The 14757-nt window shown below is 56.2% G+C and carries 14 protein-coding genes; 3 read left to right on the forward strand and 11 right to left on the reverse strand.

Features of this window, described 5'->3' with window-relative positions:
- The first annotated feature begins 20 nt into the window (after positions 1-20).
- A complete protein-coding gene (gene thiL, locus ACOTZP_RS07425) occupies positions 21-992 on the forward strand; it encodes a thiamine-phosphate kinase (RefSeq protein WP_126291275.1) in 972 nt (323 codons plus the stop codon).
- Between the two features lie 69 nt (positions 993-1061).
- On the opposite strand, the gene ACOTZP_RS07430 is transcribed toward thiL, so the two are convergent.
- From ACOTZP_RS07430 to xseB, 4 genes are all read right to left on the reverse strand, one after another.
- Positions 1062-2036 (reverse strand): aldo/keto reductase, encoded by a 975-nt coding sequence (locus ACOTZP_RS07430; RefSeq protein WP_271074976.1) that lies wholly within the window; start codon positions 2034-2036, stop codon positions 1062-1064.
- Positions 2037-2098: 62 nt separating this feature from the next.
- Positions 2099-3961, reverse strand: coding sequence for a 1-deoxy-D-xylulose-5-phosphate synthase (dxs, locus tag ACOTZP_RS07435; protein WP_022647228.1), 1863 nt, complete (start codon positions 3959-3961; stop codon positions 2099-2101).
- Between the two features lie 24 nt (positions 3962-3985).
- The gene (ispA, locus tag ACOTZP_RS07440; protein ID WP_038415485.1) at positions 3986-4885 is read right to left on the reverse strand and encodes a (2E,6E)-farnesyl diphosphate synthase; all 900 of its coding nucleotides are present in this window, start codon (positions 4883-4885) and stop codon (positions 3986-3988) included.
- Positions 4886-5128 carry an exodeoxyribonuclease VII small subunit gene (xseB, locus tag ACOTZP_RS07445; protein ID WP_003859094.1) on the reverse strand — a complete coding sequence of 81 codons (243 nt, stop codon included), beginning with the start codon at positions 5126-5128 and terminating at the stop codon, positions 4886-4888.
- A gap of 178 nt (positions 5129-5306) precedes the next feature.
- Between xseB and thiI the strand changes: the two genes are divergently transcribed.
- Entirely contained in the window at positions 5307-6755 is a 1449-nt protein-coding gene (thiI, locus tag ACOTZP_RS07450) for a tRNA uracil 4-sulfurtransferase ThiI (RefSeq protein ID WP_271074975.1), read from the forward strand.
- A gap of 87 nt (positions 6756-6842) precedes the next feature.
- Here thiI and yajL read toward each other — a convergent pair whose 3' ends face one another.
- The gene (gene yajL / locus ACOTZP_RS07455; RefSeq protein WP_271074447.1) at positions 6843-7433 is read right to left on the reverse strand and encodes a protein deglycase YajL; all 591 of its coding nucleotides are present in this window, start codon (positions 7431-7433) and stop codon (positions 6843-6845) included.
- On the reverse strand, positions 7396-8307 hold the full coding sequence (gene panE / locus ACOTZP_RS07460) for a 2-dehydropantoate 2-reductase (protein WP_032624757.1): 912 nt from the start codon (positions 8305-8307) through the stop codon (positions 7396-7398). Before panE ends, yajL begins: the two co-directional genes overlap by 38 nt.
- Before the next feature lie 125 nt (positions 8308-8432).
- On the opposite strand from panE, the gene ACOTZP_RS07465 reads away from it, so the two are divergent.
- The gene (locus ACOTZP_RS07465; RefSeq protein ID WP_022647233.1) at positions 8433-8924 is read left to right on the forward strand and encodes a YajQ family cyclic di-GMP-binding protein; all 492 of its coding nucleotides are present in this window, start codon (positions 8433-8435) and stop codon (positions 8922-8924) included.
- A gap of 32 nt (positions 8925-8956) precedes the next feature.
- On the opposite strand, the gene ACOTZP_RS07470 is transcribed toward ACOTZP_RS07465, so the two are convergent.
- From ACOTZP_RS07470 to ACOTZP_RS07490, 5 genes are all read right to left on the reverse strand, one after another.
- A complete protein-coding gene (locus tag ACOTZP_RS07470) occupies positions 8957-10318 on the reverse strand; it encodes an MFS transporter (RefSeq protein ID WP_022647234.1) in 1362 nt (453 codons plus the stop codon).
- A 114-nt stretch (positions 10319-10432) separates the two neighbouring features.
- A complete protein-coding gene (gene fucA / locus ACOTZP_RS07475) occupies positions 10433-11080 on the reverse strand; it encodes an L-fuculose-phosphate aldolase (protein WP_017383181.1) in 648 nt (215 codons plus the stop codon).
- 28 nt (positions 11081-11108) lie between these two features.
- Entirely contained in the window at positions 11109-12104 is a 996-nt protein-coding gene (locus ACOTZP_RS07480) for a LacI family DNA-binding transcriptional regulator (RefSeq protein WP_023299444.1), read from the reverse strand.
- A 60-nt stretch (positions 12105-12164) separates the two neighbouring features.
- Positions 12165-13754: an FGGY-family carbohydrate kinase gene (locus tag ACOTZP_RS07485; RefSeq protein WP_032624754.1), complete on the reverse strand. Its 1590-nt coding sequence runs from the start codon at positions 13752-13754 to the stop codon at positions 12165-12167.
- 11 nt (positions 13755-13765) lie between these two features.
- Positions 13766-14716: an ABC transporter substrate-binding protein gene (locus tag ACOTZP_RS07490; RefSeq protein ID WP_000858088.1), complete on the reverse strand. Its 951-nt coding sequence runs from the start codon at positions 14714-14716 to the stop codon at positions 13766-13768.
- Between the last annotated feature and the right edge of the window lie 41 nt (positions 14717-14757).

Raw genomic sequence — 14757 nt, forward strand, 5'->3', positions numbered from 1 at the left:
TATTTGCTGAGGCATAACGTATGGCATGCGGCGAATTCTCCCTGATTGCCCGTTATTTCGACCGTGTCAGAACCTCTCGTCTTGATGTTGAAACCGGCATTGGCGATGACTGCGCACTTCTCAATATTCCCGAAAAACAGACGCTGGCAATCAGCACCGACACCTTAGTATGTGGGCGTCACTTCCTGCCCGATATCGATCCTGCCGACCTGGCGTATAAGGCGCTGGCGGTAAACGTTAGCGATCTGGCGGCAATGGGCGCCGACCCGGCCTGGCTGACGCTGGCTCTGACCCTGCCGGAGGTGGATGAAGCCTGGCTTGAAGCCTTCAGCGATGCCCTGTTTGAACAGCTGAATTATTACGATATGCAGCTGATTGGCGGTGATACCACCGCCGGGCCGCTGTCGATGACCCTGGCAATCCACGGCTATGTGCCAGCGGGGCGCGCGCTGAAGCGTTCGGGCGCAAAACCGGGCGACTGGATCTACGTGACCGGTACGCCGGGGGATAGCGCGGCCGGGCTGGCGATCCTTCAGAACCGTTTAGCAGTTGTAGATGCTGACGATGCGGCGTACCTGGTGAAGCGCCACCTGCGGCCCACACCGCGTATTTTGCACGGTCAGGCGCTGCGCGAGCGGGCCAGTTCTGCTATCGATCTCTCTGACGGGCTGATCTCCGATCTCGGCCATATCCTGAAGGCCAGTGGCGTGGGCGCACGGATCGATCTGGATCTGTTCCCACTGTCAGAGCCGTTGCGTCGCCATGCCGATCCTGAACAGGCGCTGCGCTGGGCACTATCCGGTGGGGAAGATTATGAGCTGTGCTTTACCGTTCCCGAGCTGAATCGCGGGACGCTGGATGTGGCGTTAGCGCATCTGGGGGCGAAATTTACCTGCATCGGGCAGGTGATGCCGGAAAGTGAAGGGCTGCTGTTTGTCCGCGACGGCGCCCCGGTTACGCTTGACTGGAAAGGATACGATCACTTCGCGTAATTTTGTGCGCTCTGTATTGCCGGGTGGCGCTGCGCTTACCCGGCCTACGGATTTTGTTCCCTGAATTGTTTATTTAAACCCTACCACCGGATGTTGCTGATACGGCGTCTCCAGCTCGGCAATCTGCTCCGGCGTCAACGATAAGTCCACCGCACTCAACAACTCGTCCAGCTGTTCTTCCCGCGATGTGCCCACAATCGGCGCGGCGACACCGCGCTTGCTCAGCAGCCACGCCAGCGCTACCTGCGCGCGCGTTGCACCGATATCGTCGGCGAGCCCGGCTAATCGTTCGGCAATTAACGCATCGCTGGCTTCTGTATCGTCATACAGATTTTTACCTACTTCATCCGATACCAGCCGGGCGGTAGTTTCACCCCACGGACGGGTTAACCTTCCGCGCGCCAGCGGGCTCCACGGGATCACCGCCACGCCTTCCTGGTAGCAGAGCGGCAGCATCTCGCGTTCTTCTTCCCGGTAGATCAGGTTGTAGTGATCCTGCATAGTGACAAAGCGCGCCCAGCCATGCTGCGCCTGGAGATCGAGCGCCTGAGCAAACTGTGAGGCATGCATGGACGATGCGCCGATGTAGCGCGCTTTACCGGCTTTCACGACGTCGTTCAACGCTTCAAGCGTCTCTTCGATCGGCGTGTTGTAATCCCAGCGGTGAATTTGCAGCAGGTCGACGTAATCCATGTTCAGGCGTCTGAGGCTGTCATCAATGGATCGCAGGATTTGCGTGCGAGAAAGCCCTTCCGCCAGATCGCCTGACGGGTAATACACCTTGGTGGCGACCACAATCTCATCCCGACGGGCAAAATCTCGCAGGGCGCGGCCCACAATCTCTTCGCTGCTGCCGTCGGAGTAGCTGTTGGCGGTATCGAAGAAGTTGATGCCGCCGTCAATGGCGCGCTTAATGATAGGGCGGCTGCTCTCTTCCGGCAGCGTCCAGGCGTGATTTCCCCGGTCAGGCTCGCCAAACGTCATGCAGCCCAGGCAAAGCCGGGACACCTTGAGGTCTGTTTTTCCTAATGTCGTGTATTGCATGGTTCCGCTCCTGCTGTTTAAACAATACGTTTAAGCATAGCAGGAGCAGAAAAGGGGAGGGATCAGGCCAGCCAGGTGCGGATTTTAGCTTCGATACCGACGGCGTCCAGGCCAATGTCGGCGCGCGCCTCGTCCTGAGTGCCTTGCGGGATGAAGTGGTCCGGCAGGCCGAGATTAAGCACCGGAACGACTTTACGGTTCGCCATCAGCACTTCGTTCACGCCGCTACCCGCGCCACCCATGATGGCGTTCTCTTCCAGCGTGACCAGCACCTCATGGCTTTCCGCCATGCTCAGAATCAGAGATTCATCGAGCGGCTTCACAAATCGCATATCGACGAGCGTCGCATTCAGGGTTTCAGCGACTTTTGCCGCTTCCGGCATCAGCGTACCAAAGTTCAGGATCGCCACTTTTTCACCGCGACGTTTCACCAGACCTTTACCGATATCCAGTTTTTCCAGCGGCCGTAATTCAACGCCAAGGGCATTGCCGCGTGGATAACGTACCGCACAGGGACCGTCCTGATAGTGGTAACCGGTATACAGCATCTGACGACACTCGTTTTCGTCGCTTGGCGTCATGATCACCATGTCCGGGATGCAGCGCAGGAAGGAGAGGTCAAATGCGCCCTGGTGCGTCTGGCCGTCAGCCCCCACGATGCCCGCACGGTCGATAGCAAACAGCACCGGCAGCTTCTGGATGGCAACGTCATGGATCACCTGATCGTAGGCGCGTTGCAGGAAGGTAGAGTAAATCGCTACCACCGGCTTGTAGCCGCCAATCGCCAGGCCCGCTGCGAAGGTTACCGCGTGCTGCTCGGCAATGGCGACGTCGAAATACTGGTCCGGGTATTTTTTGGAAAACTCGACCATGCCGGAGCCTTCACGCATGGCAGGCGTCACCGCCATCAGCGTGTTGTCTTTCGCCGCCGTTTCGCACAGCCAGTCGCCGAAGATTTTTGAGTAGCTCGGCATCCCGCCGCTGCTTTTCGGCAGACAACCGCTGGTATGGTCGAACTTGGGCACCGCGTGGAAGGTGATCGGATCTTTTTCCGCCGGTTCGTAACCACGCCCTTTTTTGGTCATGATATGCAGGAACTGCGGGCCTTTCAGGTCGCGCATGTTTTTAAGCGTCGTCACCAGACCTAACACATCGTGGCCGTCCACCGGGCCAATATAGTTAAAGCCCAGCTCTTCAAACAGCGTACCCGGCACGACCATGCCTTTGATATGTTCTTCGGTACGCTTAAGCAGCTCTTTGATCGGCGGTACGCCGGAGAAGACTTTTTTCCCGCCTTCGCGCAGTGAGGAGTAAAGCTTACCGGACAGCAGCTGCGCCAGATGGTTATTCAGCGCGCCGACGTTCTCGGAGATCGACATTTCGTTATCGTTGAGGATCACCAGCATGTCCGGTTTGATATCGCCCGCGTGGTTCATGGCCTCAAAAGCCATCCCGGCGGTGATCGCCCCGTCGCCAATCACGCAGACGGTACGGCGTTGTTTATTCTCTTTTTCGGCGGCAACGGCAATACCAATGCCCGCAGAAATGGAGGTGGAAGAGTGGCCGACGCTTAACACGTCAAACTCGCTCTCGCCGCGCCACGGGAACGGATGCAGGCCGCCTTTCTGGCGAATGGTGCCAATCTTATCGCGACGTCCGGTCAGAATTTTGTGCGGATAGGCCTGGTGGCCAACATCCCAGATCAGCTGATCGAACGGCGTGTTATAGACGTAATGCAACGCCACGGTCAGCTCAACCGTGCCAAGTCCGGAGGCGAAGTGGCCGCTGGAGCGGCTAACGCTGTCGAGCAGGTAGCGACGCAGCTCGTCACACAGCTTCGGCAGACTCTCTTTCGGCAACAGACGTAACTCCTGAGTGGAGTCAACTAACGCCAGTGTCGGGTATTTGGCAATATCAAAACTCATCAAAGGCTCATCGAGATATATAGTTTATTTATTACGCTGGATTATGTAGTCCGCTAGCGCTTCCAGTGCCGAGGTATCCAGCGATTGCGCGGCCAGCTCATTCAGTGACCGGCGGGCATCGTCTATCAGATCCCGGGCTTTACGTTGGGCATGCTCAAGGCCCAACAGGGCGGGGTAGGTACTTTTGCCAAGCTGCTGATCCGCACCCTGGCGTTTTCCCAATGTTGCAGTATCGCCCACCACATCCAGAATGTCATCCTGAACCTGGAATGCCAGACCGATACTTTCTGCGTATCTGTCCAGAACCGGCAGGGCTTTACGCCCGCGTTCACCCGCGCTCAACGCGCCCAGACGAACGGCTGCCCGAATCAGGGCGCCCGTTTTGTGACGGTGGATGCGCTCCAGCTGTTCCAGAGTTACCTGACGACCTTCAGCCTCTAAATCCAGCGCCTGGCCGCCGCACATCCCGGCGACGCCGCTGGCCATTGCCAGTTCGGACACCATTGCCAGACGATCGCGATCGCTCACTTCAACCATCGGCGCATCGCTCAGAATAGAGAACGCCAGGGTTTGCAGCGCATCACCCGCCAGAATGGCATTCGCTTCGCCGAACTTAATGTGGCAGGTCGGCTGACCGCGACGCAGATCGTCATCGTCCATGGCCGGCAAATCATCGTGGATCAGCGAATAGGCGTGGATACACTCCACGGCGGCTGCCGGGGCGTCCAGCGTGTTATCGCTGATACCGAACATGTTGCCCGTGGCATACACCAGGAACGGACGCAGGCGTTTACCCCCCAAGAGTGCGCCATAGTGCATGGCTTCAACCAGAGGAGTGTTCTGAAAAGGCTGCGGCTCAATGAAACGGCGCAGCGCGTCGTTGGCGCGGATGACGCGCGCCTGAAGCGCGTTGGAGAAATCCATTTACTCGGCGTCCGGTGTGAATGGCGTGGTTTTAGCGTCTTCGCTGTCGGAAAGCAGGATCTGCACACGCTGCTCGGCCTGCTGGAGTTTTACCTGCCCCTGGCGCGCGAGCTGCACGCCGCGTTCAAATTCGTTGAGCGCGTCTTCCAGCGGAAGATCGCCGCTCTCAAGACGGGTAACGATCTGCTCCAGTTCACTCAGCGCAGTTTCGAAACTGGCCGGTGCGTCGTTTTTCTTCGGCATAGTGAATTGACTCTTAAATTTTTCGCCCTGACATGGTAACGGACTCGGGGCAATTATCAAATAACGCGAGTGGCGCGATGGTGGTATACTTGCGCGCCTGGATGCAGCCACGGGTGTGGGCTGCTGTATCATTTTCCACTACAAGCCTTTATAAGCTTGCCTAAGAAACATTGCCGCCATGAAGTTTATCATTAAATTGTTCCCTGAAATCACCATCAAAAGCCAATCCGTGCGTTTGCGCTTTATTAAAATTCTCACCGGGAACATTCGTAACGTATTAAAACACTACGACGAAACGCTCGCCGTGGTGCGTCACTGGGACCACGTTGAAGTCCGCGCGAAAGACGAAAACAAACGTCTTGATATTCGCGACGCGCTGACCCGTATCCCGGGTATTCACCATATTCTGGAAGTGGAAGACGTTCCCTTCACCGATATGCACGATATCTTCGAAAAGGCGCTGGTACAGTACCGCGATCAGATCGAAGGGAAAACGTTCTGCGTACGCGTGAAGCGCCGTGGTAAGCATGAGTTTAGCTCCATTGACGTTGAGCGCTATGTCGGCGGCGGTCTGAACCAGCACGTTGAGACGGCGCGCGTGCGCCTGACTAATCCGAACGTTACCGTTAATCTTGAGATCGAAAACGATCGCCTGCTGCTGGTTAAGGGCCGTTATGAAGGTATTGGCGGCTTCCCGATCGGCACGCAAGAAGATGTGCTATCGCTGATCTCCGGCGGGTTCGACTCCGGCGTTTCCAGCTATATGCTGATGCGTCGCGGCTGCCGCGTGCACTACTGCTTCTTTAATCTGGGCGGCGCGGCGCACGAAATCGGCGTACGTCAGGTGGCGCATTACCTGTGGAACCGCTTCGGCAGCTCTCACCGCGTGCGTTTCGTGGCGATCAACTTTGAGCCGGTGGTCGGCGAAATTCTTGAGAAAGTGGATGACGGCCAGATGGGCGTGGTCCTGAAACGTATGATGGTGCGTGCGGCGTCCAAAGTGGCTGAGCGCTACGGCGTGCAAGCGCTGGTCACCGGTGAAGCACTGGGGCAGGTCTCCAGCCAGACGCTGACCAACCTGCGTCTTATCGACAACGTGTCTGATACGCTGATCCTGCGTCCGCTGATCTCTCACGATAAAGAGCACATCATCGATCTGGCGCGTAAAATCGGTACTGAAGATTTTGCCCGCACCATGCCGGAATATTGCGGCGTGATCTCAAAAAGTCCAACCATTAAAGCGGTGAAGGCGAAGATCGAAGCGGAAGAAGAGAACTTCGATTTCAGCATCCTGGAAAAAGTGGTGGCGGAAGCGTCCAACATCGATATCCGTGAGATCGCCCAGCAGACCGAGCAGGACGTGGTTGAGGTGGAGACGGTCAGCGGCTTCGGTGCTAACGATACGATTCTGGATATACGTTCTGTTGATGAGCAGGATGACAAGCCGTTGCAGGTGGAAGGCGTGGAGGTGGTTTCGCTGCCGTTCTACAAGCTGAGCACCCAGTTTGGCGATCTCGACCAGAGCAAAACGTATCTGCTGTGGTGTGAGCGCGGGGTGATGAGCCGTTTACAGGCGCTGTACCTGCGCGAGCAGGGCTTCGCGAACGTGAAGGTGTATCGCCCGTAGCCTATTGCCCGGTGGCGCTTCGCTTACCGGGCCTACGGTACCGTACACTTGTAGGCCGGGTAAGGCGTAGCCGCCACCCGGCTTTTTTTACTCGTAGTAGTTATAAATCCCTGCCGCCATCACCAGCGATGACGCCACTTCGTACGCTTTTTCGCGCCCGACCAGCAGGTCAATAATCTTCAGGCCAAAATCAATGGCGGTACCCGGCCCCTGGCTGGTGAGCAGGTTAACGCGCGGATCCCAGACCACGCGTTTATCCACCCACTGGTCTTCCGGAATCGTATCCTTCAGGCCTGGGAAGCCGGTCATATTGCCGATGGGGAAAATGTCGTGCGGAACCAGTACCGTACCTGTGGCCGCACAGATTGCCGCGACGATACGCCCGGAAAGATGAAACTGACGAACGGTTTCAACCAGCAGCGGGCTGTCGCGGAAACACTCCGCGCCCTTCAGACCGCCCGGCAGCACGATAATGTCGTAATCACCGTCCGCCACCTGTACAAGCGGTGCATCTGCCAGGATCTTGACCCCACGCGAGCAGGTAATCGCCAGACTTCCGTCGCTGGCGACGCTGGCGGTGGTAACCTTAATACCACCACGTACCATCAAATCAATGGTGGTGACCGCTTCTGTCTCTTCGCTACCAGGGGCGAGGCATACCAGTGCCGATGCGCTCATACTCACTCTCCTTTCGTTTTACTAACTCAAACAGACGGCTGTTTTCCGCAACGGTAATGCCGTGTGCCCGGGCGCGTTTTAACAGATAACCGGTAATGTAATCAATTTCGGTATGCCGCATAGCCCGGATATCCTGCAGCATTGAGGAGATATTTTCTGCCGTACTCTCAATGACCTGGTCGACATAATAACGTAAATCAGACTCTGAGGTGTGGTAGCCTTCGCGTTCAATGACGGCGGCAACTTCCCGGCAAATCAGCGCTAACCGATCGGGATGCTGGCGCAGATCACCGTTAGGGCAATCCAGCAGGGCAGTCAGCGGATTGATCGCGCAGTTGACCGCCAGTTTGCGCCACAGTTCTGCGCGAATGTTATTGTGCCAGGCGACGTCAGGCAGCGTGCTTTGCAGGGTATCCGCAAGATAGCTGTAATCGCCGGGCTGTTCACGCGCCGGGCCGATATGGGTGATGCCACTGGCAACATGAATAATGACGTTACCGTCGCGGCGTGCCGCGTGGGTGGTTGTTCCCATCAGCAGCGGTTGCCGGACAGACTTTAGCTCTTCAATGGTACCCATACCGTTGTGAATCAGCAGGACTGGCGTGCTTTCAGGTAATTGGGCGGCCAGGCTTTTCACCGCATCGGAGACCTGCCAGGCCTTCAGCGTGACCAGCAGCAGATCGCTGCTCGCGAGAAATTCCGGATCGTTTGCCGTCAAAGACTCGTTAAAAATTGAACCGTCTGTACCCATCACATTCACACTGCAATAGGGTTGGGGAATTCGCAGCCAGCCCTGAACGTCGTGTCCCTGTTTGCATAGCGCGCTGAGCCAGAGTTGACCAAGGGCGCCGCATCCAAGCACTGTTACTTTCATTGTTCCTCCTCACCTGCAACTGCGCCAGGTGCTAAGACGCTAAGTATAGCGCCATCAGCTAAGCTTCTCGTTATGCCTCGTTGCAGGTATTATGCAACGCAACAAAAATGAAGGGAGAAGAAAAGATGCCATCTTTCGATATTGTTTCTGAAGTTGATCTGCAGGAAGCGCGTAACGGCGTAGATAATGCTATTCGTGAAGTGGAGTCACGTTTCGATTTTCGTGGCGTTGAGGCGACCATTGAACTGAACGACGCGAACAAGACAATCAAAGTCCTGAGTGAGTCTGATTTCCAGGTCAACCAACTGCTGGATATCCTGCGCGCCAAGCTGCTCAAGCGCGGCATTGAAGGGACCTCACTTGATGTACCGGAAGATTTTGTTCACAGCGGAAAAACCTGGTTTGTAGAAGCGAAGCTGAAGCAGGGGATTGAAAGCGCGGTACAGAAAAAAATCGTTAAGCTTATCAAAGACAGTAAGCTGAAAGTGCAGGCGCAGATCCAGGGGGAAGAAATCCGCGTGACCGGAAAATCCCGTGATGACCTGCAATCCGTGATGGCGCTGGTGCGTGGCGGCGATCTCGGTCAGCCATTCCAGTTTAAAAACTTCCGCGATTAAGACAATTATGCCCGGCTAAACCGGGCATTTTTTCAGGCCTTCAGCGCCTGCTCTACCTCAAAGCGGTTAGTCACTTTGCTGTCAATTTTGACATACGCACTGCGCTCTTCCGGGACAATCAGCACTTCGCTCACGCCCTCTGTCGCTTCCAGACGCTGTTGTAACGCGTCACCGATTGCCACGTCATCGGGAATTTCTACCCGCAGGCTACTCACATAGCGCGGCTCTTTCATGGTGCTGGCAACAAACAGCCAGAGCATCGCCAGTAGCGCACCGGCGAGGAACACGGTCTGAGAATCAAAAAGGCCGTCCACCCAGCCGCCGAGGGACCCGCCGATCGCCACGCCGAGAAACTGGCTGGTGGAGTAAATGCCCATCGCGGTGCCTTTGTATCCTGCCGGAGACTCTTTGCTGATAAGCGACGGCAGTAGGGCTTCCATCAGATTAAACGCCAGGAAGAACAGCTGTACGCCTGCGATCAGCTCCCAGAAATGAGGGCCGGCGCCCCACAGCACAATCTCGGCAATCAACAGTAACGCCACGCAGCCCACGAAGACGCGTTTCATTTTGCGCTTCACTTCGGCGTAAATAATGAAGGGCACAACGGAGACAAACGAGATCAGCATTGTGACCAGATAAATTTTCCAGTGCTCTGCCGCCGGGAAACCTGCTGCGGCAAGTTGACCGGGCAGGGCGACAAAGGTGGACATCAGCAGAATGTGCAGGCACATAATGCCGAAGTTCAGCTTAAGCAGGCGCGGCTCGGCGATGACTTTGCTGAAGCAGCCTTTGACCATCCCGGATTCACGGTTCAGGACATGGTTTTTACTGTCCGGCACAACCCACAGCGTGAGTGCGATCCCGATGGTTGCCAGCACGGCTATCATCCAGAACAGGGCGTGCAGGCCGAGTGAATGGGTAATAATCGGCCCCAGCACCATGGCAATGGCAAACGTGACGCCGAAGCTGACGCCAATAAACGCCATGGCTTTGGTGCGGTTTTGCTCGCGGGTTAAATCTGACAGCAGCGCCATCACGGCGGCGGCAATCGCCCCGGAACCTTGCAGGGCGCGGCCAAGAATAATTCCCCAGATGGAGTGGGAGAGGGCGGCGATGATGCTGCCAAGTACAAACACCAGCAGCCCGCCGACAATCAGCGGTTTGCGACCCACGCGGTCGGAGAGCAGGCCAAAGGGGATCTGGAATATCGCCTGCGCCAGGCCGTAGATACCGATAGCCAGACCAATCAGCGCTTCGCTGGCACCCTGTAACGCCATGCCATATGTGGTCAGAACGGGCAGGACCATAAACATGCCAAGCATCCGCAGCGAGAAAACAGTCCCTAAACCCCAGGTCGCACGCAGTTCACCTGGCGTCATTTTATAATCGTTCATTACCACCTCTACCAAAAAGCAGGCCATAGTTTAGGCGGGGTGATAAGTGCGGTAAATAGGTGTTTGTTTAAGAGATATTACGAGGGTGTGATAAAAGCACCCCCGGATAAAAAATTACGCCTCGACGCGCAACCCGTAGCTTTTAAATTTCTCAAGAACAATGGCAATTTCATCGTCACTGAGTACCGGAACGGGATCCACGATCGCCAGCGTGGCCAGGTAGAGTTTTGCCAGCACCTCTACCTCCTGCGCCAGCCACAGTGCCTTCTCAAGATTTTCTTCGCAGGTGATCAGGCCGTGGTGCTGTAATAGCGTCGCTTTGCGATCGCGTAACGCGACCGCGACATGCTCTGACAGCGCGCGCGTCCCGAAGGTCGCGTAAGGCGCGCAGGGAATGGAGTTTCCCCCGGCGGCGGCAATCATATAGTGAATAGCAGGAATGGGGCGGTTGAGTATCGAGACGGCGGTACAGTTAACCGCATGGTTATGGACGACGGCGTTAGCATCCGGGCGGGTCTGATACACAACCTGATGAAAACGCCATTCGCTGGAGGGCAGTTTATCCTCTTCGTGTCGCCCCTGTGCATCGACATAGACGATACTCTCTTCGGTCAGATGCTCGTAGGGAATTCCGGTCGGCGTAATCAGCATACCGTCGCGATAGCGAACGCTGATATTCCCGGCGGTGCCCTGATTTAATCCCATGCGGGTCATCTCAAGGCAGGTGTCGATAATGTCTCTGGCTAATCGGGCTCGTTCCATTTTTTATTCTCCGGGTACAGTTTTATTTTTACTGGCGGGAACGTTTGACCAGCTTCATATCGACTTTCGCCGTCTCGTTGACCGCTTCGCCGTCGATGGCTCGCTGCATCAGTTCAAACGCTTTTTCCGCCCAGGTATCTTCATCCTGCTGCATGGACCAGACGCTGTTAGGCAGGAACCCCAGCATGGGGTGCTCATCGAAGGTACCAATATTGATGTGTTGAGGCACGGTACCGGTACGCGTCCGCAGGGCTTCGATTGCCCCTTCCAGGACGGGTAACGATGAGGCGATAAACGCCTGCGGAACACCCTGGCTGTCGATAAGCGAATCCATCAGGGCATATCCCCCCTCCGGCGTATTGTCCGGCCCTTCGATGACCCACTCGCGATGGTGAATACCGGCTGTTTTCAAGGCCTGCAAATAGCCGTTCAGACGGTCCGTAATGCTGGGCAGTGCGGTATCGCCCACAAGGAACCAGAGCGGCGTTTTGCACTCTTCCAGCATATTGCGGGCCAGTTCATCCCCCCCAGCCTCGTTATGACTCTCTACCAGCGCGTTGTCAGTAAAGCCAAAATCCCGGTCAAGGAGCACCAGTGGCTTTTGGATCTGCCGCAAATGATGCTGCTGATTTTCCAGCGTCGAGGGAACGATAAATAAGCCGTCCACGTTGCGCGCCATCAGAGCTTTTACCAGCTTGTTTTCGTAATCCACATCGTTGTAAGTACAGCTGATCATCAGCTGGTAACCCGAACGGCGGCAGCGCAGTTCGAGTTTCTCGGCGAGCGTTGCAAAGAACACGTTTGAGATGTTGGGCACGATGAGCCCCAGCGTCTCGGTTTTGTTTAACTTCAGACTGCGCGCCGAATGGTTGAGGGTATAGCCGAAGCGCTCGACGTGTTCATTAATTCGGGACTGTGTTTTCACACTGATCCGATACTGTTCGGCTTTCCCGCTCAGTACCAGCCGCACGGTGGTGACGGATAAATTCAGATCCTTCGCTATCTGTTCAACTGTTTTGGCCATCGCTACGCCTCAATCCTTAACGTACGTAAAAACTGCTGATAAAGCATACGCATCCTGCCATTACATTTCCTGCTGCATCAGGAGATTAAGCGCCTGTTGCTGGGTCCACAGCATCAGGTACGCCTCATATTTTTGCCGGTGGAAGGCCGCGGTTTCCGGCCGACAGGTGATGATATCGCCGGCTTTGACCATTTCCCGGGTGGCGTCGGTAAGCGTTGCCCATGCACCGCTCGCCACAGCGCCGCAAATGGCCGCGCCGAGAGTGACCGCATCTTCTTCGGCTAAAAGGTGAATATCGCAGCCTGTGGCATCGGCATACTCCCGCAGCCAGAGCCGGTTATGAGTAGCCCCACCACAAATGACAATGCGCGACAAGGTGTGCCCATGATGTTTCAGAGTATCCATAATGTGTCGTGTGCCGTAGGCAATGGCCTGTAGCGTAGCCAGATAGAGCCTCGCCAGCGCGCGCTCACCGGTCTCTAATGTCAGACCGACAACGCTGCCCCGGGCATCAGGACGCGAACGCGGCGAGCGGTTGCCGTGGTGATCGGCCAGAATGTGCAGGTTGCGGGTGGGATATTTTTCTTCCTGTTCAAGTGCGGCTACCCAGTCGTTGAGTAATGCCACCGGATGGCATTGCGCCGCTTCCGCTTTTGCAAACAGCTCTGCGCTGACTCCGTGCTCGCGCAACGTCCAGTCGACCAGCGCCCCGGCAGCACTTTGCCCGCCTTCCGTCAGCCAGTAGCCCGGCAGCATGGCGCTCCAGTAAGGTCCCCAGACGCCGGGCGTATGGATCTCCGTCTGACTGGCAAGCATATGGCAGTTCGAGGTTCCGCTGATGAGCGCCAGCGTGCCTTCCGGGTGTGAGCCCGTCAGCGCCACGCCACCCGCGTGGGCATCGATCATGCCGCTTGCCACAACCACTTCTTCAGACAAACCCAGAGCTTGCGCTGCCTGCGGGCTGAGTTTTCCGACGCATTCAGCGACGTCCAGAATAGTGCCGGGAATTTTTGTCAGTAAGTTTTCCAGCCCCACCGCCCTGAGCAGCGATTCGCTGAACTGCGCCTCATGCGCAAGGTAGTTCCATTTGCAGGTGAGGGTGCACAGGCTGGCGACGTCCTGGCCCGTCGCTTTCCAGACCAGAAAATCGGCAAGGTCGTAAAAGCGCCAGGCCTGATTCCAGGTTTCAGGATGATGCCGCTGCAACCACAGCAGTTTTGGCAACTCCATCTCGATGCTGACCTCGCCGCCCACGTAGCACAGGGCCGGATCGCGTGTGGCATTGATGTGAACGGTTTCTTCGTGAGCACGATGATCCATCCACATAATGATGTCCTGCGATGCCGGACTGTCCGGGGAGACGCTCAGGCCGTTACCGTCAGCATCCAGCGCGACCAGCGAGCACGTGGCGTCGAAGCCAATCGAACGAATGGCGTCAGGTGAAATCCCAGAGGAGTCGACGGCTTCCCGCACCACCGCACAAACCTGCTGCCAGATTTCCACAGAGGATTGTTCCACGCGCGCGTTGCTGGCGTGAAACTGCGAAATCGGACGGGTCGCGAAGCTCAAACGCTCGCCTTGCGCAGAGTAAAGCCCTGCACGAACGCTGGCTGAACCTACATCTACCCCGAGGAAATAGCCGTCACTCATCATGAACTTCCTTATTTTTTACCAAACGGATGCAGCAGTTTATCAATTTCAGGCGTGTTGATATTCTGCGCATTGACATATTTCACTGGAATATCAATTTCTTTGGCCACCGTCTGTCCGGAAATCACCGCGTTCAGCGCTTTTATGCCCTGATAACCAATCTGATAGGCGTCCTGCACCACGAAGCCCTGAATCACACCGTTTTTAAGGAAGTTAATGATGGCTTCGGTGCTGTCAAAACCGATGACTTTTACTTTGCCCTTCAGATTCTGGCTGTCGATAGCGTTCGCAACGCCCAGGGTTGAGCCTTCGTTGGTGGCATAAATACCGGCGATATCCGGGTTGGCCTGAACCATATCAATGGTTTTATCCATCGCTTTTTGCGGGTCGCCATCGCTGTATTGCACCGGCAGTACCTGAATATTCGGGTACTTCTCTTTCATCCGCTCGCTGAACCCTTCAGAGCGCTCAATGGCGGACGTCGTCCCGGCTACGTGGGCGATAATACCCACTTTCCCCTTCTGGCCTACCTGCTCTGCCAGCGCATCCGCAGCCTGTGCGCCCGCCTTACGGTTATTGGTGGCGACAAAGCTGGCCGGGATATCCGAGTTCACGCCCGAGTCGAAGGTCACCACTTTGATCCCCCGGCTGTTGGCGGTTTCGACCAGCGGGGCAAGGGCGTTTGCATCAAGTGCGGCCAGCAACAGGCCGTTTGGTTTTTGTGCCATGGTGTTTTCGACTAACTGGATCTGTTCGGCGATTTGCGTTTCATCGGCAGGGCCAACGTAGCTGGTTTTGTCACCCAACTCTTTTGCGGCAGCTTCCGTTCCCATTTTGACCGTCTGCCAGAATTCGTGCTGGTAACCTTTACTGACCACCGGCAGGTTTAAATCTTTTGCCAGCGCGCTGCTGGACAGGATGGCAACGAGCGACAGGGCGCTCAGGATATGGCTGGTTTTCATTATTTTGCTCCGTTGTAGGGTTGGCAGGGCTTGTTGTATCG

Origin of the sequence: Enterobacter cloacae complex sp. SYL001, assembly GCF_049237025.1 — a bacterium.
GTDB lineage: Bacteria > Pseudomonadota > Gammaproteobacteria > Enterobacterales > Enterobacteriaceae > Enterobacter > Enterobacter intestinihominis.